This window comes from Ruegeria sp. BC2, assembly GCF_056539245.1.
The window spans coordinates 539,191-561,090 of record NZ_JBQFUQ010000001.1 but is presented as its reverse complement, the minus strand read 5'-3'; the positions used below and the strand labels follow the sequence as shown (position 1 = coordinate 561,090).

Annotated in this window: 22 protein-coding genes; 6 read left to right on the top strand and 16 right to left on the bottom strand. The window is 63.8% G+C overall.

Features of this window, described 5'->3' with window-relative positions:
• Position 1: 1 nt before the first annotated feature.
• From ACR0CU_RS02730 to ACR0CU_RS02680, 11 genes are all read right to left on the bottom strand, one after another.
• Positions 2–175 carry a hypothetical protein gene (locus tag ACR0CU_RS02730; protein ID WP_010442775.1) on the bottom strand — a complete coding sequence of 58 codons (174 nt, stop codon included), beginning with the start codon at positions 173–175 and terminating at the stop codon, positions 2–4.
• A 2-nt stretch (positions 176–177) separates the two neighbouring features.
• Complete coding sequence (locus tag ACR0CU_RS02725; RefSeq protein ID WP_170340389.1) at positions 178–780, bottom strand: NADH-quinone oxidoreductase subunit C; 603 nt, start codon at positions 778–780, stop codon at positions 178–180.
• A 12-nt stretch (positions 781–792) separates the two neighbouring features.
• Positions 793–1,326: a NuoB/complex I 20 kDa subunit family protein gene (locus ACR0CU_RS02720; protein WP_170445042.1), complete on the bottom strand. Its 534-nt coding sequence runs from the start codon at positions 1,324–1,326 to the stop codon at positions 793–795.
• Entirely contained in the window at positions 1,317–1,682 is a 366-nt protein-coding gene (locus ACR0CU_RS02715) for an NADH-quinone oxidoreductase subunit A (protein WP_093964903.1), read from the bottom strand. Before ACR0CU_RS02715 ends, ACR0CU_RS02720 begins: the two co-directional genes overlap by 10 nt.
• A gap of 187 nt (positions 1,683–1,869) precedes the next feature.
• Positions 1,870–2,658: a crotonase/enoyl-CoA hydratase family protein gene (locus ACR0CU_RS02710; protein ID WP_170445039.1), complete on the bottom strand. Its 789-nt coding sequence runs from the start codon at positions 2,656–2,658 to the stop codon at positions 1,870–1,872.
• A 9-nt stretch (positions 2,659–2,667) separates the two neighbouring features.
• A complete protein-coding gene (locus ACR0CU_RS02705) occupies positions 2,668–3,522 on the bottom strand; it encodes a hydroxymethylglutaryl-CoA lyase (RefSeq protein WP_170445036.1) in 855 nt (284 codons plus the stop codon).
• Positions 3,523–3,579: 57 nt separating this feature from the next.
• On the bottom strand, positions 3,580–5,511 hold the full coding sequence (locus ACR0CU_RS02700) for an acetyl/propionyl/methylcrotonyl-CoA carboxylase subunit alpha (protein WP_480642406.1): 1,932 nt from the start codon (positions 5,509–5,511) through the stop codon (positions 3,580–3,582).
• A 5-nt stretch (positions 5,512–5,516) separates the two neighbouring features.
• Positions 5,517–5,933 (bottom strand): ASCH domain-containing protein, encoded by a 417-nt coding sequence (locus ACR0CU_RS02695; RefSeq protein ID WP_480642404.1) that lies wholly within the window; start codon positions 5,931–5,933, stop codon positions 5,517–5,519.
• A gap of 13 nt (positions 5,934–5,946) precedes the next feature.
• Positions 5,947–7,551 carry a carboxyl transferase domain-containing protein gene (locus ACR0CU_RS02690; RefSeq protein ID WP_480642402.1) on the bottom strand — a complete coding sequence of 535 codons (1,605 nt, stop codon included), beginning with the start codon at positions 7,549–7,551 and terminating at the stop codon, positions 5,947–5,949.
• A complete protein-coding gene (locus ACR0CU_RS02685; protein ID WP_170445024.1) occupies positions 7,548–8,348 on the bottom strand; it encodes a hypothetical protein in 801 nt (266 codons plus the stop codon). Before ACR0CU_RS02685 ends, ACR0CU_RS02690 begins: the two co-directional genes overlap by 4 nt.
• Positions 8,338–9,870, bottom strand: a complete 1,533-nt coding sequence (locus tag ACR0CU_RS02680) for an AMP-binding protein (RefSeq protein WP_170445021.1) — start codon at positions 9,868–9,870, stop codon at positions 8,338–8,340. The genes ACR0CU_RS02685 and ACR0CU_RS02680 overlap by 11 nt, the downstream gene beginning before the upstream one ends.
• A 136-nt stretch (positions 9,871–10,006) precedes the next feature.
• On the opposite strand from ACR0CU_RS02680, the gene ACR0CU_RS02675 reads away from it, so the two are divergent.
• A complete protein-coding gene (locus ACR0CU_RS02675; RefSeq protein WP_170357333.1) occupies positions 10,007–10,612 on the top strand; it encodes an OmpW/AlkL family protein in 606 nt (201 codons plus the stop codon).
• A 51-nt stretch (positions 10,613–10,663) separates the two neighbouring features.
• Here the strand turns inward: ACR0CU_RS02675 and ACR0CU_RS02670 are convergent, their stop codons facing one another.
• The 3 genes from ACR0CU_RS02670 to ACR0CU_RS02660 form a co-directional block, all read right to left on the bottom strand.
• Positions 10,664–11,827: an isovaleryl-CoA dehydrogenase gene (locus ACR0CU_RS02670; protein ID WP_170445018.1), complete on the bottom strand. Its 1,164-nt coding sequence runs from the start codon at positions 11,825–11,827 to the stop codon at positions 10,664–10,666.
• A gap of 156 nt (positions 11,828–11,983) precedes the next feature.
• Complete coding sequence (locus ACR0CU_RS02665; protein ID WP_170445016.1) at positions 11,984–13,174, bottom strand: DegT/DnrJ/EryC1/StrS family aminotransferase; 1,191 nt, start codon at positions 13,172–13,174, stop codon at positions 11,984–11,986.
• A 40-nt stretch (positions 13,175–13,214) separates the two neighbouring features.
• Positions 13,215–13,886, bottom strand: coding sequence for an HAD-IA family hydrolase (locus ACR0CU_RS02660; protein ID WP_170340984.1), 672 nt, complete (start codon positions 13,884–13,886; stop codon positions 13,215–13,217).
• Between the two features lie 133 nt (positions 13,887–14,019).
• On the opposite strand from ACR0CU_RS02660, the gene glmU reads away from it, so the two are divergent.
• The 3 genes from glmU to ACR0CU_RS02645 are packed head-to-tail and all read left to right on the top strand — an operon-like array spanning position 14,020 to position 17,893.
• On the top strand, positions 14,020–15,372 hold the full coding sequence (glmU, locus tag ACR0CU_RS02655; protein ID WP_170445012.1) for a bifunctional UDP-N-acetylglucosamine diphosphorylase/glucosamine-1-phosphate N-acetyltransferase GlmU: 1,353 nt from the start codon (positions 14,020–14,022) through the stop codon (positions 15,370–15,372).
• Positions 15,373–15,376: 4 nt separating this feature from the next.
• Positions 15,377–17,200 carry a glutamine--fructose-6-phosphate transaminase (isomerizing) gene (glmS, locus tag ACR0CU_RS02650; RefSeq protein WP_170445009.1) on the top strand — a complete coding sequence of 608 codons (1,824 nt, stop codon included), beginning with the start codon at positions 15,377–15,379 and terminating at the stop codon, positions 17,198–17,200.
• Positions 17,201–17,206: 6 nt separating this feature from the next.
• The gene (locus ACR0CU_RS02645; protein WP_170445005.1) at positions 17,207–17,893 is read left to right on the top strand and encodes a DNA alkylation repair protein; all 687 of its coding nucleotides are present in this window, start codon (positions 17,207–17,209) and stop codon (positions 17,891–17,893) included.
• Here ACR0CU_RS02645 and ACR0CU_RS02640 read toward each other — a convergent pair.
• Positions 17,881–18,285 carry a hypothetical protein gene (locus ACR0CU_RS02640; protein WP_170340976.1) on the bottom strand — a complete coding sequence of 135 codons (405 nt, stop codon included), beginning with the start codon at positions 18,283–18,285 and terminating at the stop codon, positions 17,881–17,883. The two genes, ACR0CU_RS02645 and ACR0CU_RS02640, sit on opposite strands and share 13 nt — an antisense overlap.
• 91 nt (positions 18,286–18,376) lie before the next feature.
• Here ACR0CU_RS02640 and moaA point away from each other — a divergent pair, with 91 nt between their 5' ends.
• Together moaA and ACR0CU_RS02630 are read left to right on the top strand one after the other, a co-directional pair.
• Positions 18,377–19,384, top strand: coding sequence for a GTP 3',8-cyclase MoaA (gene moaA, locus ACR0CU_RS02635; protein ID WP_170445003.1), 1,008 nt, complete (start codon positions 18,377–18,379; stop codon positions 19,382–19,384).
• A 1-nt stretch (position 19,385) separates the two neighbouring features.
• Positions 19,386–20,684 carry a 3-deoxy-D-manno-octulosonic acid transferase gene (locus ACR0CU_RS02630; protein ID WP_170357325.1) on the top strand — a complete coding sequence of 433 codons (1,299 nt, stop codon included), beginning with the start codon at positions 19,386–19,388 and terminating at the stop codon, positions 20,682–20,684.
• A 39-nt stretch (positions 20,685–20,723) separates the two neighbouring features.
• Here ACR0CU_RS02630 and ACR0CU_RS02625 read toward each other — a convergent pair whose 3' ends face one another.
• Positions 20,724–21,887 (bottom strand): M20 aminoacylase family protein, encoded by a 1,164-nt coding sequence (locus ACR0CU_RS02625; protein WP_170364520.1) that lies wholly within the window; start codon positions 21,885–21,887, stop codon positions 20,724–20,726.
• Positions 21,888–21,900: the final 13 nt, after the last annotated feature.

Genomic DNA, 21,900 nt, shown 5'->3' with positions numbered 1-21,900 from the left:
CTCAGCGGCGCTCCAGTTCCTGCAGTTTCAACCCGACCCACCACAGCAACGCGATCGTGCCGAATGGGACCAGGCAAAGAAGGCACCAGTATTTGTTGATCCCGAAAAACGGCAAAATCTTCACCATCGGAATGATGGTCAGTGCAGAAAGGATCAGCCACCAGATGCCACCCATTGTCAGGTCTCCTGTTTTTCATCCCCCGGCAGAACATAGTTCGCACCTTCCCACGGGCTCATGAAATCAAACTGGCGATACTCCTGAACCAGCGAGACCGGTTCGTACACGACCCGTTTCTGCGCTTCGTCGTAGCGGACTTCGATATACCCGGTAGTCGGAAAATCCTTGCGCAGCGGATAGCCGCGGAAGCCATAGTCGGTCAGGATGCGACGCAGGTCCGGGTGGCCCGAGAACAGGATGCCGAACATGTCGAACACTTCACGCTCGAACCAGTTGGCCGAGGGGTGCACATCGACGATCGACGGAACCATGTCTTCCTCGCGCACCGAAATCCGGATACGGATACGCTGGTTCTGGTACATCGAAAGAAAGTGGTAAACCACGTCGAACCGTTTGGCACGTTCGGGGTAATCAACTCCGGTAATGTCGACCAAGGTCGAAAACTTGCAGTTCTGATCCGTTTTCAGAAACTCGACAAACTCCACCAGGCTCGAGGGCGCAACATCAACCGTCAGCTCGTCATGGGCTACGCTCCATGACAGAACACAGTCCGTGCGCTTCAGCTCGATATGCGTGCCGAGTTCCTTGAGTGCTTCGCTCATCTCGGTCCCTCCTCAGCGGACGATGGTGCCGGTGCGGCGGATCTTGCGCTGCAGCTGCAGCAGACCGTACAGCAGCGCCTCGGCCGTCGGCGGGCAGCCGGGCACATAGATGTCCACCGGAACGATGCGGTCGCAACCACGCACGACGGAATAGGAATAGTGGTAATAGCCACCACCATTGGCGCAGGATCCCATCGAGATCACATAGCGCGGCTCGGGCATCTGGTCATAGACCTTGCGCAGCGCCGGGGCCATCTTGTTGGTCAGCGTACCGGCCACGATCATCACGTCCGACTGGCGCGGGGATGCGCGCGGCGCGATGCCGAAGCGTTCGGCGTCGTAGCGCGGCATCGAGGTGTGCATCATCTCGACCGCGCAGCAGGCCAGACCAAAGGTCATCCAGTGCAGCGAGCCGGTGCGCGCCCAGTTGATGATGTCCTCGGACGAGGTCAGCAGGAACCCTTTGTCCTGCAGCTCGGCGTTCAGGGCCTGAGTGGCGGCTTCCTTGTCGACGCCCGCGGTGTTTGCACCCGTCATCACTCCCATTCCAGGGCCCCCTTCTTCCATTCATAGGCAAAGCCGATGGTCAGAACGCCCAGGAACACCATCATCGACCAGAAGCCGACATCGCTGATGTCCTTGAAGCCCACGGCCCAGGGAAACAGGAACGCAATCTCGAGGTCGAAGATGATGAACAGGATCGACACCAGATAGAATCGGACATCGAACTTCATCCGCGCATCGTCGAACGCGTTGAACCCGCATTCATAGGCGCTGACCTTTTCGGGGTCGGGATTGCGGACAGCCAGAACGACGGCGGCCAGAATCAGGACGATTCCAAGGCCCACGGCGACGGCTAGAAACACCAGGATCGGGAGATATTCCCGCAACAGCTCTTCCACGAGTGGCTCCTTTCCTGCGCATCCCGAACGAGACGCGCCGTCAATTGGCGTGTTGACTGGACATTCTCTATCCGCGCGGGGTCAGAGGGTCAACCGAGCAGAAGCGCGCATGGCACCGAATATTCGGCTTGCCGACGCCCAGCGCTGCATTAGGCGCAAGCCCTTGGCTTCAAATGGCCGCGGGCGGTCAAACCTTACTATTCCATGAAGGTTTTCGCTTGTCGAAAAAAGCGCTGATTCCCTCATGCGCCTCGTCCGTTTCCCAGCGGTCGACCAGCGCCCGGATCGTGTGGTCGATCACCGCGGCGTCGATGCGCGGCCCGAGGTCCCGAACCAACGCCTTTGCCGAGGCCACGGCGCCCGGCGCACAGGACAGATAAGGCTGCACTTCGGCTTCGATCGCGGCATCCAACTCATCTGCCGGAACGTCCCGCGCCAACAGGCCAAGTTCTACCGCCTCGGCCGCATCAAAAAGACGGGCCGACATGAACACGCGCCGCGCGCGGGCCTCGCCCATGCGGGCGATGACATAGGGCCCGATAGTGGCCGGGATCAGTCCCAGCCGGGTTTCGGTCAGACCCATTTTCAGGCTGTCCACGCCGATGGCCACGTCGCAAACCGACGCCATCCCGACACCCCCGCCAAAGGTGTTGCCCTGCAGCGCGCCGATCAACGGCTTGGGCAGGGAGTTCAGGGCGTTCAGCATCTCAGCCAGCTTGCGCGCCTCGACAAAGCGGGTCTCGGGGTCGGCGGCCATCTGGGCCTGCATCCAGCCCAGGTCGCCCCCGGCGCAGAAGCTTTTGCCTGCGCCGGTCAGAACTACGATGCGCACGTCGTTGGTTTCCCCCAGCTGCACGGCGGCCTGCGTCAACTCGGCGATCATCTGCGCCGACATCGCGTTGTGTTTTTCCGGTCGGTTCAGCGTCAGCGTGGCAACGCCGCGCAAATCGGTGGAAATCGAGATGGTTTCAAACATGTCAGCCTCTTATCCCGCCCGCATCGCGCGGGCCATTTCCGCCGCTTGGTTCAGCACAGCGGCGTCCAGTCCGGTGTCATAGCCCAGCCGCTCCAGATGCGCGGCCACGGCTTCGGTTGCCACATTCCCGGCCGCGCCCGGCGCGTAGGGGCAGCCGCCCAATCCGCCTACGGCTGCGTCGAATACTCGAATGCCCAGCGCAAGCGACGCGTCGATATTGTCGATCGCGCGCCCGTTGGTGTCATGAAAATGGCCGGCCAGGCGGGTCGCGGGCACATATTCACGCACTGCCAGCAGCATCCGCGCGATGCTGTCGGGTGTCCCCTGCCCGATCGTGTCGCCCAGCGAGATCTCGTAACAGCCGTGCGAGAACAGCAGGTCGGCCACCTCGGCCACTTTGGCGGGCGGAGTCGGCCCGTCATAGGGGCAGTCGGTCACGCAGGAAACATAGCCGCGCACCGGCAGGTCGATATGGCGCGCCGCCTCGAGGATCGGGACGAACCGCTCGATGGATTCGGCGATGGTCGCGTTGATGTTGGCCTTGGAAAACCCCTCCGACGCCGAGGCAAACACCGCGATTTCATCCGCCCCGGCAGCCAGCGCGTCCTCATAGCCGCGCATGTTCGGGGTCAGCGCGGCATAGCGCACGCCGGGGGCGCGGGTGATCCCGGCCAGAACCTCGGCGCTGCCGGCCATCTGCGGCACCCATTTGGGCGAAACGAAACTGGCCACCTCGATCCGGCTGAACCCCGCCCGGCTGAGGCAGTCGACCAGCGCGATCTTCTCGGAAACCGGGATTTCGCGCTTTTCGTTCTGCAGCCCGTCGCGCGGCCCCACTTCGAAAATCTCGACACGTTCCGCCATGGCGGTGCCCTCCTGTTCAGTCCCGGCCCGCCCCGTTCAGGGCGGGCGTTCAGGGTTTCAGTCGTCTTCCAGCCGGACCAGCGCCGCGCCGGCCTCGACCTGCGATCCGGCCTCGGCCAGAACCTCGGCCACGACACCGTCGCGGGCGGCCAGCAGCGAATGCTCCATCTTCATCGCCTCGAGTATGGCCAGCCGGTCGCCCTCCTTCACCGCCTGTCCCGGCGCGGCGAATACCGCCTTGACCAGCCCAGGCATCGGAGCCTCGACCACGTTGGTATCACCGGCGGCGCTGACGTCGCGGTCCAGCGGGTCCAGTACCTCGAAGCTCACGCCATAGGCGTCGAACACGGTGACATCGTGGCCTGCAATCGCAACCGGCGGCATCGGCTGGCCGTCGATGATCCAGCGCCCATTGACCCGTTCGGCGATCACGGTGGTCCCGCTAACCTGCCAGTCCTGTCGGTCCGGCCCTGCGACCTGGACGTCCAGATCCAGAACCTCGCCGTCGCGCTTCAGCTGAAGCGCCCGGTGCAGCGGGGCCCAGAGGGTAAACCCGGTGTCCTCGGCGGGTTTGTCCAGTCCGGTCGCGGCCATCGCGGCCGCAACGGTCATTGCCGGGCTGACGGCGGTTTCGCGCACCAGATCGTCGAGATCGCGGCCGATCAACCCGGTATCGACATCGCCTGCCGCAAACCCGGCGTGCCGGGTCAGTGCGCCCAGGAAAGACAGGTTGGTGACGGTTCCCGCCACCTGCGTTTGGCGCAGCGCGCGGTGCAGTTGTTCCAACGCCACCGCGCGGGTCGGGCCGTGCACGATCACCTTGGCGATCATCGGGTCATACCATGGGCTGATCGTGTCGCCCGCCCGCACGCCGCTGTCGGCGCGGCAGCCGTGCGGAAACTCCAGATGGGTCAGGGTGCCCGTCGCGGGCAGGAACCCTTTGGGTACGTCCTCGGCATAGAGCCGGGCCTCGAAGGCATGGCCATTGATCGACAACTCGCTCTGCTGTTTTGGGAGGCTTTCCCCCGCCGCAACCCGCAACTGCCATTCGACCAGGTCGATGCCGGTGATGGCCTCGGTCACCGGGTGTTCGACCTGCAGGCGGGTGTTCATCTCCATGAACCAGAACCGGTCGGGGCGCAGCCCGTCCGAGGCATCGACGATGAACTCGACCGTGCCCGCGCCCTTGTAGCCGATAGCCTCGGCCGCGCGCACGCCCGCCTGCCCCATCGCTTCGCGCATCTCGGGCGTCATTCCGGGGGCCGGTGCTTCCTCGATCACCTTCTGGTGGCGGCGCTGCAGCGAGCAGTCACGCTCGAACAGATGCACTGCATGGGTGCCGTCGCCAAAGACCTGAACCTCGATGTGGCGAGGCTTGGCCACGAATTTCTCGACCAGAACGGCATCATTGCCAAAGGCGGTCTTGGCCTCGCCCCGGGCACTGTCCAGGGCGGCCGCGAAATCCGCGGGTTTCTCGACCAGCCGCATCCCCTTGCCACCACCGCCGGCCACCGCCTTGATCAGAACCGGATAGCCGATCGTGTCGGCCGCACCGGCCAGATGCTCGGGGTCCTGGTTGTCGCCGTGATAGCCGGGTACGACCGGGACGCCGGCCTGCTCCATCAGCGCCTTGGCGGCATCCTTCAGGCCCATCTTGCGGATCGCATCCGCCGATGGGCCGATAAAGGTCAGGCCCGCCGCCTGAACCGCATCCACGAAATCGGGGTTCTCGGACAGAAACCCATAGCCGGGGTGGATCGCCTGCGCGCCCGTATCCAGCGCGGCCTGAATAATCACGTCCCCCTTCAGATAGCTGTCGGCCGGAGCCGCCCCGCCGATATGTACGGCCTCATCCGCCATCTGCACATGTTTGGCGGCCGTGTCCGCATCCGAGTACACGGCAACGCAGGCCACGCCCATCTTGTGCGCGGTTTCGATGACCCGGCAGGCAATCTCGCCCCGGTTGGCAATCAGGATCTTGTCAAACATGGCCGTTACCCTTTCCCTGCCAGATCTTCCACAAGGCGAAACCGTTCGCAGACCAACTCCATCTTCGGGTCGAAGCCGCCGTTTCGTTCGAAATATCTGCGATGATCCTCGCGCCAGCCTTCCAGGCTGTCGTTTTCGCCCTCGGCCAGGGCAAATGCCTCGTCCACATCGCAATAGCGCCGGACCGTCACCTCGACCGTTTCGATGACCAGCGCGGGCCGTCCGTCCCAGTCCAGGGCGATGTCGCGGCGGCCTGCCTGCGGCATCGCCTCGCCACCCGCCGTAAAGTCACGCAACGCGCCACATGTCGCGGTCTTGTGCCCCGAGCGGACCAGAGCCAGCAATTCGTCGCACAATGCGCGGTTGTCGCCAAACTGAAAGGTCTCGGCCCCCGGATATCTTTCTTTCAAGCTTTCCAGCATCGAACCGCCCCTTCTACATCCGGAACACGCCAAAGCGCGTGTCCGCAATCGGGGCGTTCAACGCGGCGCTCAGCGACAGGGCCAGCACGTCGCGGCTTTTCCGCGGGTCGATGATGCCGTCATCCCATAGCCGGGCAGAGGCATAAAGCGGGTGCGACTGTTCCTCGAACATTTCCAGCGTCGGGCGTTTGAATTCGGCCTCTTCTTCGGCCGACCATGTGCCACCCTGCCGTTCAATCCCGTCGCGTTTGACCGTAGCCAGAACACCGGCGGCCTGCTCGCCGCCCATGACCGAGATACGGCTGTTCGGCCACGTCCACAGGAACCGTGGCTGATAGGCGCGGCCCGCCATGCCATAGTTCCCGGCCCCGAAAGAGCCGCCCACCAGCATGGTGATCTTGGGCACATTGGTCGAAGCCACCGCCGTCACCATCTTGGCGCCGTGGCGCGCGATGCCTTCGTTCTCATATTTGCGGCCGACCATGAACCCGGTGATGTTTTGCAGGAAGACCAGCGGGATCTTGCGCTGGCTGCACAATTCGACGAAATGCGCGCCCTTCTGCGCGGCCTCGGAAAACAGCACGCCATTGTTGGCGACGATGCCGACGGGGCAGCCTTTGACATGGGCAAAGCCGGTCACCAACGTTTCACCGAACCGAGGCTTGAACTCGTCAAAGCGCGAGCCATCGACCAAGCGCGCGATCACCTCGCGGATGTCATACGGGGTGCGTAGATCGGCCGGGACGACGCCCAGAATTTCCTCGGGGTCATAAGCCGGGTCTTCGGGGCTGGCCCAATCCACCGTCTGCGGCCTGTGTCGGTTCAGCGACCCAACCGCCCGGCGGGCCAGAGCCAGCGCGTGCGCGTCGTCCTCGGCCAGATAGTCGGCCACGCCGGACAGGCGCGTGTGCACATCGCCGCCGCCCAGATCCTCGGCGCTGACGACCTCGCCCGTCGCCGCCTTGACCAGCGGCGGGCCGGCCAGAAAGATCGTGCCCTGTTCCTTGACGATGATCGTCACATCGGACATGGCCGGCACATAGGCGCCGCCCGCGGTGCACGAGCCCATCACCACGGCAATCTGCGGGATGCCCTTGGCGCTCATCCGTGCCTGGTTGTAGAAGATGCGGCCGAAATGGTCGCGGTCGGGAAAGACCTCGTCCTGGTTGGGCAGGTTCGCGCCGCCGCTATCCACGAGATAGATGCAGGGCAGATGGTTTTCCTCGGCGATCTCCTGCGCGCGCAGGTGCTTTTTGACCGTCATCGGATAATAGGTACCGCCCTTCACGGTCGCGTCGTTGCAGACCACCATGACCTCTTGCCCCTGCACCCGGCCGATCCCCGCGATCACGCCGGCACAGGGGGCCGCGCCACCGTACATGCCATGCGCCGCCGTCGCGCCGATTTCCAGAAACGGAGACCCCGGATCCAGCAGGTTGGCCACCCGCCGCCGGGGCAGCATCTTGCCCCGCGACACATGGCGTTCGCGCGATTTCTCGCCCCCACCCATGCGCGCGGCCTCGGCGGCCTCGGAGATCTGCGCCAGCGCCTCAAGGTGCGCGGCACGGTTTTGCTTGAAGCCATCGGACGAGGGCAAAGCGGAAGATCGCAGCTTCATCTGGTATACTCTCTCAGAAATTCGCGAACGGGGTTTTCGCTGACGCCAAAGCTCTGCATGATGCGCGCATAGCCCTGCGACACGTTGCTGGAGCAGACGGTGTCCAGCTTCTTGATTTCCGGCTCTTCGAGGAAGTCCTCAAGGTCCCACATCGGAACCATGAAATAATACTCGAACGGCTGCATCTCGGCCGCCATTTCCATCGCCTCGACGGCCTGGTCCTGTTCACCCCGGCACAGATAGGCCAGCGACAGGTTGCGGTAGGCGCCTGCCAGGCTCTCAAGGTCGTCATCGGCCTCGTACTGGTTGACCGCAAGTTTGAGCCGCCCAACGACCTGACGGTCGAAATATCCATCATCCGCCTGCGCCTCGGGCAGGAACATCGCGACATAGGCCAGCTTCTCGTCATGCCAGCCGTCGGTCTGCATTTCATTGCTGAAAACCGAGTGCAACATCCGGATTTCCGGTTCGAATTTCAGGGTGCCGTCGGAATCGGCCACCGCATCCAGATAGTTGTCGTAAAAGGCGATCTTTCGTTTGTCATCGGCGTCCAGCCTGGCGACCCGATCGGCGATCTTGCGCAATTCCGAGATGGCCTCATCCGGGTAGCCGTATAAAACCAGAAGGTCGGCCAATTGCAGTTTTTCGATGACGGCGATCTTTTCTTCGACCGCCTTGTCGATCGTGTCGTGCATCCACGTTTCGAAATAGGTCTTTCCGGCCCACACGGCCCCGATGACCGCGATGACTGTCGCGCTGAACTCGATTCCGGTCCGGACGCTGGATTTATCTGCCATGGCACATCTCCTCGGACGCGCGACGTTTCAATTCCTTGCGAATGACTTTTCCCGTCACGGTCAAAGGCAAGTCTTGCACAAAAGCCACCTCTCGCGGGTAGGAATAATGCGCCAGACGGTCCTTGACCCAATCCTGTAGCTCTTGCTCCGAGGCCTCGGACCCCGGTTTCAACACCACATAGGCCTTCACGATCTCGGTCCGCAGCGGATCAGGTTTGCCGACCACGCCCACGGTGGCCACCGCCGGATGGGTCAGCAGGCAATCCTCGATCTCGGCCGGGCCGATGCGGTAGCCGGCCGAGGTGATCACGTCATCCTCGCGGCCGACAAAGCGCAGATAGTCGTCCTCCCACACGCCGCGGTCACCGGTGATCAGCCAATCGCCGCGAAACTTCTCGGCCGTGGCCTGCGGGTTGTTCCAGTATTCCAGCAGCATCGAGGCTGAGCCGCGCCGGATGGCCACATCACCCTCGGCGTCGGTCGGGTTGCCGTCAGCGTCTATCACCGCGACCTCATGCCCCGGCACCGGTTTGCCGATGCAGCCCGGGCGCGCGGGGAAATCCTCGGCGCAGGAGGAAACCACCATATTGCATTCGGTCTGGCCATAGAATTCGTTGATCGTCAGACCAAAGGCCCGCTGTCCCCACGCCAGCATTTCCGCGCCCAGCGGCTCTCCGCCCGAAGCCACGGACCGCAGGCCGGGGATCGTCACATCCGCGGCCTTGAGCATCCGCAGGGCCGTGGGCGGAAAGAAAACGTTGCGCACGCCGCCGCGCGCGATCACGTCCGCGCAGGCCTCGGGGGTGAACTTGTCGAGCCGCGCGGCAACGACCGGAATGCCCAGCGCCAGCCCCGGCATCAGCACGTCGAACAACCCGCCGATCCAGGCCCAGTCGGCCGGCGTCCACAGGCAGTCGCCCGCGCGCAGGTGGTTGTGGCTGATCGAAACGCCCGGCAGATGCCCGGTCAGCACCCGGTGCCCGTGCAGCGCGCCCTTGGGCTTGCCCGTCGTGCCCGAGGTATAGATCAGCACCGCCAGATCCTCGGGACCGGTGTCAGCAAAATCCACGGCAGGCCCGTCCGCCCCAAGCTCGGACACGATCAGCGGCTGCGCCAGATCACCCAGCATACCGGCGCCCTCGCCGTCGGTCAGCACATACCCGGCCCCCGCATCGCCGAGGCGCGAGGCCAGGGCATCGCGTTTGAACAGCTTGAACAACGGCACCGAGATTGCCCCAATCTTCCAGATGGCCAGATGCGCCGCCGCGCACCACGGCGACTGGCTGAGCAGGACGCCGACCCGGTCGCCGGGTTGCACCCTGCCCAGCAACCCGCGCGCCAGCCGGTCGGTCATTTGTTCCAGTTCACCATAGGTGACCTCGGTCGTAGCCTCGGAAGACAGATCGAGGATCGCCACCTGCTCACTAGGCCGCGACAGGCACTGACGTGCCATGTTCAGCCTGGGCGGAATGTCCCAGCTGCCACCAGACCGCAAACCCGGTATGACCTCAGCGGGACGCATGGCGTTTTTCCCTTAAATTTAAGCGACTTGCCGCGCCAAATTGAATATCGAACATCAACGAAACTTGATGCAGATCAGAGTGGCCGCCCCGTCCTTCAGGCATGGTCGGCTTGCACACAAAACCAAAGGCAAGAACATGACCAGCAAACTCGCCATCCTCACCCTTTCCACCGCGTTGGCCGCTGTTTCGGCCCCCGCATTCGCCCAGTCTCAGGGAGACTGGACCGTTGGTGTCGGTATCGGCTACCTCGACCCGAAATCCGACAACGGATCCCTCGCCGGCTTCAGCGCCGACGTCGACTCGGACACCCGCCCGATCTTCACCGCCGAGTATTTCATTCGTGACAATCTGGGCATCGAGCTTTTGGCCGCAACGCCGTTCAGCCATGACATCACGCTGGGCGGAAGTGTCGACGCGGGCAGCGTCAAGCACCTGCCGCCCACACTGTCGCTGAACTACCACTTTGCAACCAGCAGCGCCTGGAAACCTTATGTCGGCGCCGGTTTGAACTACACCGTGTTCTTTGACGAGGAATCGCCGCTGGGCGATCTGAAGGTCGACGACTCGTTCGGCGTGTCGCTGCAGGCCGGCCTGGACTACATGGTCACGGACAAGGGCGCGGTTCGCCTGAACGTCCGCTGGTTCGACATCGACTCGGACGTCACCCTCAACGGAGCCGACATCGGCAAGGCCGAGATCGATCCGTGGCTGGTTGGCGTGTCCTACGTCCATCGCTTCTGATCCTTCGATCGGATACGCCTCGCCGTGACCTCGTCGGCGAGGCGTTTTTCTTCAGAGCATTTCGTTCATCAATTCGCGGCCGATCAGCATCCGGCGGATCTCGCTGGTGCCCGCGCCGATCTCCATCAGCTTGGCATCGCGGAAGATCCGGCTAACCGGCGCATCCGCCAGGAACCCGGCCCCGCCCATGGCCTGAACGGCCTGATGCGCCTGCACCATCGCCTGCTCGGATGCATAGAGGCAGCACGCCGCCGCATCCTGCCGGGTCACGTCGCCCCGGTCACAGGCTTTGGCCACCTCGTAGACATAGGCCCGGGCCGAGTTCATCGCGGTGTACATGTCGGCGATCTTGCCCTGCATCAGCTGGAAGGTTCCGATCGGTTTGCCGAACTGCTTGCGCTCGGCCAGATAGGGCATGATCTCGTCCAGGCAGGCAGCCATGATGCCGGTGCCGATGCCGGCCAGCACCACGCGCTCATAGTCGAGGCCCGACATCAGAACCGCAACGCCTTTGCCTTCTTCGCCCAGCACGTTCTCGAAGGGCACCTCGACATCTTCAAAGATCAGCTCGGCCGTGTTCGACCCGCGCATGCCCAGCTTGTCGAAATGGGGCGAGGTCGAGAACCCTTTCATCTCTTTCTCGATCAGGAAGGCGGTGATGCCCTTGGACCCGGCCTCCGGGTCGGTCTTGGCATAGACGACCAGCGTATCGGCATCCGGACCGTTGGTGATCCAGTATTTGTTGCCGTTCAGGCGGTAATGGTCGTTGCGCTTTTCCGCCCGCAGTTTCATCGACACAACATCCGACCCCGCGCCGGGTTCCGACATGGCAAGGGCACCTACGTGTTCGCCCGAAATCAGGCGCGGCAGGTATTTTTGCTTCTGCTCTTCAGTGCCGTTCAGCTTGATCTGGTTGACGCATAGGTTGGAATGCGCCCCGTAGGACAGCGCCACCGATGCCGAGGCGCGTGCGATTTCTTCAACCGCGATCGTATGCGCCAGATAGGTCATTTCGGCGCCTCCATACTGTTCGGGAACGGTTACGCCCAGCAGACCGAGTTCACCCATTTCCTTCCACAGCTCGTTGGGAAAGGCGTTGGTCTTGTCGATCTCGGCCGCCACCGGCTTGACCCGCTCCTGCGCCCAGCGGTGCACCATCTCGCGCAGCGCGTTCACATCTTCACCCAGATCGAATTGCATTGTCGCCGTGAACATCCGCGCTCTCCTCTTTCGCGTTAATGAACAGGTGTTCAATAAACTGATACAGACCTTTCCCCGCGCGGTCAATCATCGCGTGACCCAAATGAAAAAGCCGCCCCAAGGCGGCTTGTGCAGGGTTCGAGCGTGCGCCGCATGGCGCACTCGATTGAGTTACCGTTGGAAAACAGCGCCGACCTCGGCGCGGATGATGCCGGCAATCAGACGGCAATCGTCCAGCGAGAAGGTCAGCGGAACGCGCATGTCGATGATCCCGCGCAGAATCCGGTCGGTCTCGGGCATCCGCTCCGACTCGGCATAGCGCCAGCTGTCATAGCGCGAGGTGAACCCGGTTGGCTCAGCCCCGCCGAACCATTTCAGCTCGACCCCGCGATCTGCGCAGCGCCGCAAAACCTCGGCGATCTGCTCAGACGCCCAATCCAGTAGAAGAAACTGGATCGACGAGCCGACATAGCTCTCCTCGGCAGGCCGCTCGACGATGGTCAGGCCGGGTGTGCCGCGCAGACCCGCCTCGATCTCGGCATAGCGTTCGTTCCAGCGCCGCACCTGCCGATCCAGATCGCGCAACTGGGGGCGCAGGATCGCCGCGCGCAGATTGTCCATCCGCCCCGACACGTTTGGCGTGGTGTACTTGATCCGCTCGAACACCTCGGGACCCGGCGCCGCAAGGTGGCGTTCGTACAGCATGTACGAGCCCGACAGCATCGTGGCCTTGGCCGCCAGCATCTCGTCATCGGTGATCAACAGACCACCCTCGCCCGAGTTCACATGTTTGTAGGTCTGGCAGGAATAGCAGCCGATCGCCCCCTGACGGCCGGACAACTGTCCGCGCCAGGCGGCGCCCATCGTGTGGGCGCAATCCTCGATCACCGTCACCCCGGCGGCGTCGCACATCTGCATCAACCGGTCCATGTCACACAGATGCCCGCGCATGTGGCTGAGCATCAGAACCTTGGCGCGGTCCATCTTGGCCGCCAGATCGTCCAGATCGATGGTCAGCCCCTCGGTCACGCCCACGAAAACCGGGCGCGCATTGACCGAGGCGATCGCCCCCGGCACCGGGGCCAGCGTGAAGGCGTTGGTCAGAACCGCATCTCCCGGCTGGACACCCACGGCACGCAGGGCCGTGGCCAGCGCATAGCCGCCCGACGACACGGCCAGACAGTATTTCGCACCCATCTGCGCGGCAAATTCCTGTTCCAACAGGGCGGTTTCGCTCAGCTCTCCGGGGGCCACGTTGTAGCGGTGCAACCGCCCGTGACGCAGAACAGCCAGCGCCGCCTCGATCGCCTCGTCGGGGATCGGCTCCTGCTGGGTGAAACTGCCAGAAAATCGCTCGGTCATGGCGTCGTTTGTGGGGCCAGTCGCAGCGCGGGTCAAGAGATCAGGCCGCCGCGCCCACAAGCTCGGCCACGATTGCGGGCAGATCGTCGAAATGGTGCAGCAGCGCATCGGGCTGCAGTGCGGCCATGTCATCACCGGACGGGCCGAAGGTCACAAGGATCGAAGGCACCCCTGCGGCGAGGGCCGTGTTACGGTCGGTATCCGAGTCGCCCACCAGTATGCAGTGGTCGGGAAGCCCGCCGGCCCGGCGCGCCGCTTCACGCAGCGGCGCGGGGTCGGGCTTGCGCACCGGCAGCGTGTCCGCCCCCACCAACGAGCCGAACAACGCCCGCGCTCCCAGCCGCGTCATCAGCAGCTCGGCCAGCGCCTCGGGCTTGTTGGTGCAGATGCCGACACCGTATCCGGCGGCCTTCAGCGCCTCGACCGCCTGCAGCGCGCCGGGATAGAAGGTGGTGTGGGTGTCGATCGCCTGCCCATAGGCCTCGAGCAGGACCGGGTAATAGGCGTTCACGGTCTCTTCGTCATAGGCGCCCACGCGTTTCAGCCCGTGGGTCAGCATCATCCGCCCGCCGCGCAAAGCCACCGCCGCATCCTGCCCGTGCACCAGCACGTCGCCATGCCCCATCTGCCGGAAACAATGGTTGGCCGCCGCCAGCAGATCGCCCGACGTATCGGCCAAAGTCCCGTCCAGATCGAAGATGACCGTGCGCATTCTGTCTCCTTGCTCGGCAGTTTTCCGCCATGTCGTGTTGCAAACGGCAATCTTGTTTGATGGCCGAACGGCTTGCGCCTTTGCCCTCAGCGGATAAAACGGACCGCGACAAAACAAAAGAGAAAACGCATTCATGAGCACTGCCCTTGTCATCCTTGCCGCCGGAAAAGGCACCCGGATGAATTCGGATATCCCAAAGGTTCTGCACCCGATCGCCCAGGTTCCGATGCTGGTGCACGCCATGCGCGCCGGGTCGGCTCTCGCACCCGAACGCACGGTCATCGTCACCGGCCACGGCGCTGAGGCGGTGGCCAAAGTCGCGCAGGCCGAGGATGAAGACGCGCGCATCGTCGTGCAGGACCAGCAACTGGGCACCGCCCATGCCGTCGCCCAGGCGCGCGCGGCGCTGGAAGGGTTCACCGGTGACGTGGTCGTTCTGTACGGCGATACCCCGTTTCTTCAGCCCGACACGCTGGAGCGCATGATCGCCGCGCGGGCTGACAACGATCTGGTGATCCTGGGTTTCGAGGCCGTAGACCCGGCCCGGTATGGCCGTTTGGTGATGAAGGGCGACGCCCTTGAACGGATTGTCGAGTTCAAGGACGCGTCAGATGAAGAACGCGCCATAACCTTCTGCAACTCGGGCCTTCTGGCCTGTGACGCGAGCACCCTGTTCGACCTGATCGACGCGGTCGGAAACGACAACGCGTCGGGCGAATACTACCTGACCGACGTGGTCGAGATCGCGCGCGACCGCGGCCTGAAGGTCACAGCCGTTTCGTGCGACGAGGCGCAGACGCTGGGCGTGAACTCGCGCGCCGATCTGGCCGCGGCCGATGCCGTGTTCCAGGCCCGCGCCCGGGCCGAACTGCTGGATCTGGGCGTCACATTGATGGCCCCCGAGACGGTCTATCTGGCCGCCGACACGGTGATCGGTCGCGACACGGTGATCGAACCCAACGTGGTCTTCGGCCCCGGCGTCACGGTCGAAAGCGGCGCGACGATCCGGGCGTTTTCGCACCTCGAGGGCTGCCATGTCAGCCGCGGCGCCGTGGTCGGCCCCTATGCCCGGCTGCGCCCGGGGGCGGAATTGGCCGAGAACACCCGTATCGGCAATTTCGTCGAGATCAAGAATGCCGAAATCGCCGAGGGCGCCAAGGTCAATCACCTAAGCTATATCGGCGATGCGTTGGTCGGCGCGGGCACGAATATCGGCGCGGGCACCATCACCTGCAACTATGACGGCGTGATGAAGCACCGCACGGTGATCGGCGAGAACGTCTTTGTCGGCTCGAACACCATGCTGGTGGCCCCGGTCACCGTGGGCAGCGGCGCGATGACGGCCACGGGCACCATCGTGACCCGCGACATCGACCCCGACGCCCTGGCGGTGGGTCGCGCCAAACAGGAAAACAAACCGGGCTATGCCCGCAAGCTGTTCGAGATGCTGAAGGCGAAAAAGGCACGCCGGGACAAGGGAGCCTGAGTAAATGTGTGGAATTGTTGGCGTATTGGGCAAGCACGAAGCGGCGCCCATCCTGGTCGAAGCGCTGAAGCGGCTGGAATACCGCGGCTATGACAGTGCGGGCATCGCAACCGTAAACGGCGGCAAGCTGGGCCGTCGGCGCGCGGTGGGCAAGCTGGTCAATCTCAGCGACCTGCTGGTGCATGACCCCCTGCCCGGCAAGTCGGGCATCGGGCACACGCGGTGGGCGACCCATGGCGCACCCTCGGTCAGCAACGCGCACCCGCATCAGGCCGGACCGGTTGCCGTGGTCCACAACGGCATCGTCGAAAACTATCGCGAGCTGCGGGCCGAACTGGCCGAGAACGGAATCGATTTCCAGACCGAGACCGACACCGAAACCGTCGCGTTGATGACCGAATTCTACATGAAATCGGGGCTGAGCCCGGTCGAGGCCGCCTTCAAGACCATCGACCGGCTGCAAGGCGCCTTTGCGCTGGCCTTCCTGTTCGACGGCGAGGATGACCTGATCGTCGCCGCCCGCAAGGGCTCGCCGCTGGCCATCGGGCACGGGGATGGCGAGATGTTCGTGGGCTCGGACGCCATCGCACTGGCGCCGCTGACCGACCGGATCACCTATCTGGAAGAAGGCGACCGCGCCGTGGTCACCCGCACTTCGGTCGAGATCCGCAACGAGGCGGGCGAGATCGCAAATCGCGAGATCCGCAAGGTCCAGCTGGATCAGACCCGGACCGACAAGGGCGGGCACAAGCATTTCATGGGTAAGGAAATCGCCGAACAGCCGGTGGTGGTGGCCGAGGCGATCCGCTCGTACCTGCCCACCGGCAGCGACCGGGTGGTTCTGCCGGACGCGGATCTTGATTTCTCCAAGCTGGACCGCCTGACCATGGTGGCCTGCGGCACGGCCTTCTATGCCTGTCTGACCGCCAAATACTGGTTCGAGCAACTGGCCCGGATGCCCGTCGAGGTCGATATCGCCAGCGAGTTCCGCTATCGCGAACCGCCGATCACCGACCGCACGCTGGCCCTGTTCGTCAGCCAGTCGGGCGAAACCGCCGACACCCTGGCCGCGCTGCGCTATTGCGAAGGCAAGGCCGACAAGATCGTGTCGGTGGTCAATGTCCCCGAAAGCTCGATCGCGCGGGAAAGCGACGTGGCACTGCCCATCCATGCCGGGGTCGAGATCGGTGTGGCCTCGACCAAAGCCTTCACCTGCCAGCTGAGCGTTCTGCTGATGCTGGCGCTCAAAGCCGCGGCCGACCGGGGCACGCTGGACGACGATGCGCTGGCCGATCACGCCGCCGCGCTGCGCGGCCTGCCGACGCTACTGAACGCCGCGCTGGACCAGGAGGAGGCGATCCGGAAATCCGCGCAGCGCCTGTCCGAGGCACGCGACGTTCTGTTCCTGGGGCGCGGCCTGATGTACCCGCTGGCCCTTGAAGGCGCGCTGAAACTCAAGGAAATCAGCTATATCCACGCCGAAGGTTATGCCTCGGGCGAGTTGAAGCACGGCCCCATCGCCCTGATCGACAAACACATGCCGGTGGTGGTCATGGCACCCCGCGATGCGGTGTTCGACAAGACCGTGTCGAACATGCAGGAGGTCATGGCGCGCAAGGGCAAGGTCATTCTGGTCTCGGACGACGACGGGATCGCCGAGGCCAAGGACGGGGTCTGGAGCACGATCCGAATGCCGCATGCCCACGCCTCGGTCGCGCCGATCCTGTATTCGGTGCCCGCGCAGCTGCTGGCCTATCACACGGCGGTCGCCAAGGGCACCGATGTGGACCAGCCGCGCAACCTGGCGAAATCCGTCACGGTCGAGTAAGCCGCGATGTCGGACAGCCCTCTGGTCCAGATCAAGGCGTATGCCGACCCGGACCGGGCCGCCCAGATGGCGGCCTATCACAAGGTCGATCGCCCCTATCTTGGTGTACCGAACCCGGTGCTGAATGATCTGACCAAAAGCTGGCGGCAACAGATGGACGTGGACGCCCGTATCGCGCTGGCCGATCATCTGTGGCAGACCAACATCCACGAGGCCCGGCTGGCCGCCGCCAAGCTACTGACGCAGGCGCGCATCCGCCCCGATCAGGCGGTTTGGGACCTGCTGCAAAGCTGGCTGCCCGATTTCGACGCCTGGGCGGTGGCCGATCATGCCAGTATGGCCATGCAAAAGCGCCTGTGGGCTGACCCTTCGCGGCTGGACCAGGTCGAAAACTGGACCACCTCGGATCACATGTGGACCCGGCGCGCGGCACTGGTCGCCACCCTGCCCTGGACCAAGCAGAACCACCCCAAGCCCGAAGACCTTCAGTGCCGCGACCGCATCCTGGGGTGGGCCGCCGGCTATGTCCCCGATCGCGACTGGTTCATACAGAAAGCGGTGGCCTGGTGGCTGCGCGACCTGTCCAAACACGACCCCGACCGGGTCCGGGCGTTTCTGGCTTCGCATGCAGACGCGATGAAGCCCTTTGCCCGCAAAGAGGCCGGCAAGTACCTGAAAGATCAGTTGGAATAAACGTCCAGTTCGACCAGCTCGTCAAACGGCACCAGCAGCGCACGCATCGCCTCAACCGACAGGCGGCTGCCGCCTGAGGGCGCCGGTACAAGTGTGATATAGGCCTGCGCGCCCGTCTTGGGCACGACCACCCGGCCATTGATCTCAGTTTCGACCAACGGTGTTTCAAGCCAGCGTCCGGGCTTGTTCGGATCGCCCAGTCCGGCAATCGTTGTCTTGGCGCCGGCCCATCCGGTGTTCACGGCCGCAACAGGCGTTGCTTCCACCTCTTCGGTCGCAGCGGCGGTTTCTGTCGTCTGCGCAGGTTCCGCATCCGGCGCGCGATCAAGTCCTTGCCGCACCGCATCACAGCCGGTCAGAAACGCAGGAATAATGACAAACAGGTATCGCATCCGACTAGCCTACCCCTGCCCGCGCCCGCGTTCCACCCCTCAAGCGCAGTTCTGACTTGTCGCAAGGCACCGTGCGCTTTACCTATTGGGCATGACTGCTCCGCTGATCGACCCGTTTGCCCGCGCAATCACCTATCTCCGCGTCTCCGTCACGGACCGCTGTGATTTCCGCTGTGTCTACTGCATGTCCGAAAACATGACCTTTCTGCCCAAGAAAGAGCTGCTGACGCTGGAAGAGCTGGACCGGATGTGTTCGACCTTCGTCCGGCTGGGCGTGGAAAAGCTGCGGATCACGGGGGGCGAGCCGCTTGTGCGCCGTGGGATCATGGGGTTCTTCGACTCGATGACCCGGCACCTGGACAGCGGCGCACTGAAAGAGCTGACGCTGACCACCAATGGCTCGCAACTGGCCCGGTTCGCCGACGATCTGTATGCCGCCGGGGTGCGGCGGGTGAATGTCTCGCTCGACACGCTGGACGAGGACAAGTTCGCCAAGATCACCCGTTGGGGTCGCTTGAAACAGGTCCTGGGCGGGATCGATGCCGCGCAGAAGGCCGGGTTGCGCATCAAGATCAACGCGGTGGCCCTGAAAGGGTTCAACGAGGAAGAACTGCCCAAGATCACCCGCTGGTGCGCCGAGCGCGACATGGACCTGACCTGGATCGAGGTCATGCCCATGGGTGACATCGGCAACGAGGACCGGCTGGACCAGTACTGGTCGCTGAAAGACGTGCGGGCCGAGTACGAAAACCACTATACCGTCACCGATCTGGCCGAGCGCACGGGCGGACCGGCGCGCTATGTCCGGTTGGAGGAAACCGGGCAGAAGATCGGCTTCATCACGCCGCTCAGCCATAATTTCTGTGAAAGTTGCAACCGGGTACGCCTGACCTGCACGGGCGAGTTGTACATGTGCCTGGGGCAAGAGGACATGGCCGACTTGCGCGCCCCTCTGCGCGACCACCCCAACAGTGAAGAGCCACTGGAACAGGCGATCCGCGCGGCGATTACCCTCAAGCCCAAGGGCCATGATTTCGACTATTCCCGCCAGAAGATCGATGGCCAGATGAGCCGTCACATGAGCCACACGGGCGGCTGACATGGCAGACCAGTCGGGGCAACCCACGACGCTGTACCGTATGTACTGCGCGTTGACGTCCATCGCCATGCCATTGGCCTGGCGCACCGTTCGCGCCAAGCTGCAGACGGCGGGTGTTTCCGAGGTCCGTCAGCGCGAGCGGCTGGGCCATGCGAGCCAGCCCCGGCCCGACGGTCGGCTGATCTGGTTCCATGCGGCCAGCGTGGGCGAGAGCCTGTCGGTTCTGAGCCTGATCAAGCGTATGAGCGAACGGATTGAGGATGCGCAGTTTCTGATCACCTCTGGCACCCCGACCTCGGCGGCGCTGGTGGAAAAACGCCTGCCGCCGCGCACCCGCCACCAATACCCCCCTCTGGACAGCGCCGGACCGGTGGCGCGGTTTCTGGATCACTGGCGGCCCGATGCCGGTGTCTTCGTCGAAAGCGAGATCTGGCCACGGCTGATCGTCGAGACCGCCCGGCGCGGGACGCCCCTTGCCCTGCTGAACGCACGCCTGTCCGAGAAATCGGTGGCCGGGTGGAAGAAGCGCCCCGACACCGCCCGCTTTGTCCTAGGCCAGTTCCGCCTGTTCCTGACGCAAAACGACCGCACGGCCGCAAACCTGATCGCCATGGGCGCACCCGCCGATCTGGTGCAGCCCGGAACCAACCTCAAGGCCATGTCCGATCCGCTGCCGGTGGATCAGGACACGCTGACGCAGATCCGCGCGCAGATCGGCGCGCGGCCGGTCTGGATCGCCAGCTCGACCCATGCGGGCGAGGAGGAGACCGTTCTGGCCGCCCATGCCGAATTGCTGAATCGCTGGCCCGACCTGCTGCTGCTGCTGATCCCCCGCCACCCCGAACGACGGGCCGAGGTCTGCGCCCTGATCGATGCCGCGGGTCAAAGCCATGCTCTGCGCAGCGCCGGGCAGCCGATCACCGACGACACGCAGGTCTATGTGGCCGATACGCTGGGCGAAACCGGAACGTGGTACGCTTTGTGCCCTATCGTGTTTCTGGGCGGGTCGCTGAAAGAGATCGGCGGCCACAACCCGTTCGAGCCGGCTCAGGCTGGCGCAGCGGTGATCACCGGGCCGGGTTACTACAATTTCGCCGAGACATTTGCCCCGCTGGTGGACAGCGGCGGGGCGGTAGAAGTCGCTTCGGCGCCGGAATTGGCCAAGGCGGTCGAGCCCTGGCTGTCGGACAGATCGGCGCTGTCAGCGGCGCAAGCGGCGGCGCAATCCTGCGTGAACACCCAGAAATCGGAGCTGGATTCGGTTGTGGATACGCTATGCGACAAGCTGGGCCTCAACTGACCGCAAGCGGCAGCGGGGGCCTGCGCCCCCGCCACGGTGTCAGGCTGCGGGCATCCGCTGTTCGACGATCTCGGCCCACCAGCTGCAACCGGCAGGGATCGCCTCGTCGTTGAAGTTGTATTCAGGATGGTGGACCATCGCCGTGTCGCCATTGCCCACCAGGATATAGGCACCGGGACGCTCTTCCAGCATGTAGGCGAAGTCTTCGCCGCCCATGACCAAAGGTGCCTCCTCGCAGGCCCCTGAGATCGAGCGGGCGACCTCGGCGGCGAATTCGGTCTGCTCGTCGCTGTTGATCATGACCGGATAGCCCCGGATATAAGTGACATCGGCAGTACCGCCGAATGTCGCGGCGACGCCCGAGCAGATTTCGTTGATGCGCTGCTCAGCAAGGTCGCGCATCTCTTTGCTCATCGTGCGCACGGTGCCCTTGATCTGCACTTTCTGCGGGATCACGTTGAACGCCTTCGACGAGGTCTCGAACGAGGTGACCGAAACAACGACCTGATCGATCGGATCGGCATTGCGCGACGCGATGGTCTGCAACGCCAGAACCGCCTGCGCTGTCATGACAGTGGTGTCTACGGTTTCATGCGGTTTGGCGGCATGACCTCCGCGACCTTCGAACGTGATATCGAACTGATCAGTCGCCGCGAAGAACGCCCCCGGCCGGATCGAGAAGCTGCCCACAGGCTTACCGGGCCAATTGTGCATTCCGTAGACTTCCTGAATGCCCCAACGCTCCATCAGGTTGTCTTCGCACATCTCGCGGCCGCCGCCGCCGCCCTCCTCGGCGGGTTGGAAGATCACAACGACGGTTCCGTCGAAATTGCGCGTTTCGGACAGGTATTTGGCCGCCCCCAGCAGCATGGCGGTGTGGCCGTCATGGCCGCAGGCATGCATCGCACCCGGCGTTTTCGAAGCATAGTCCAACCCCGTCGCCTCGTGGATCGGCAAAGCGTCCATATCCGCCCGCAATCCGATCACCTTCCCCTTGGTGTCGGCCTTGCCTTTGATCACCCCGACAACTCCGGTGCGGCCAATCCCCGTGACCACCTCGTCGCAGCCGAATTCTTTCAGCTTTTCCGCAACCAGCGCACTGGTGCGATGCGTATCGAAAAGAATTTCAGGATTCTCGTGAATATCACGCCGCCAGGCGGTGATTTCATCCTGCAATTCGGCAAAGCGGTTCTTCACTGGCATCTTCGTCTTCTCT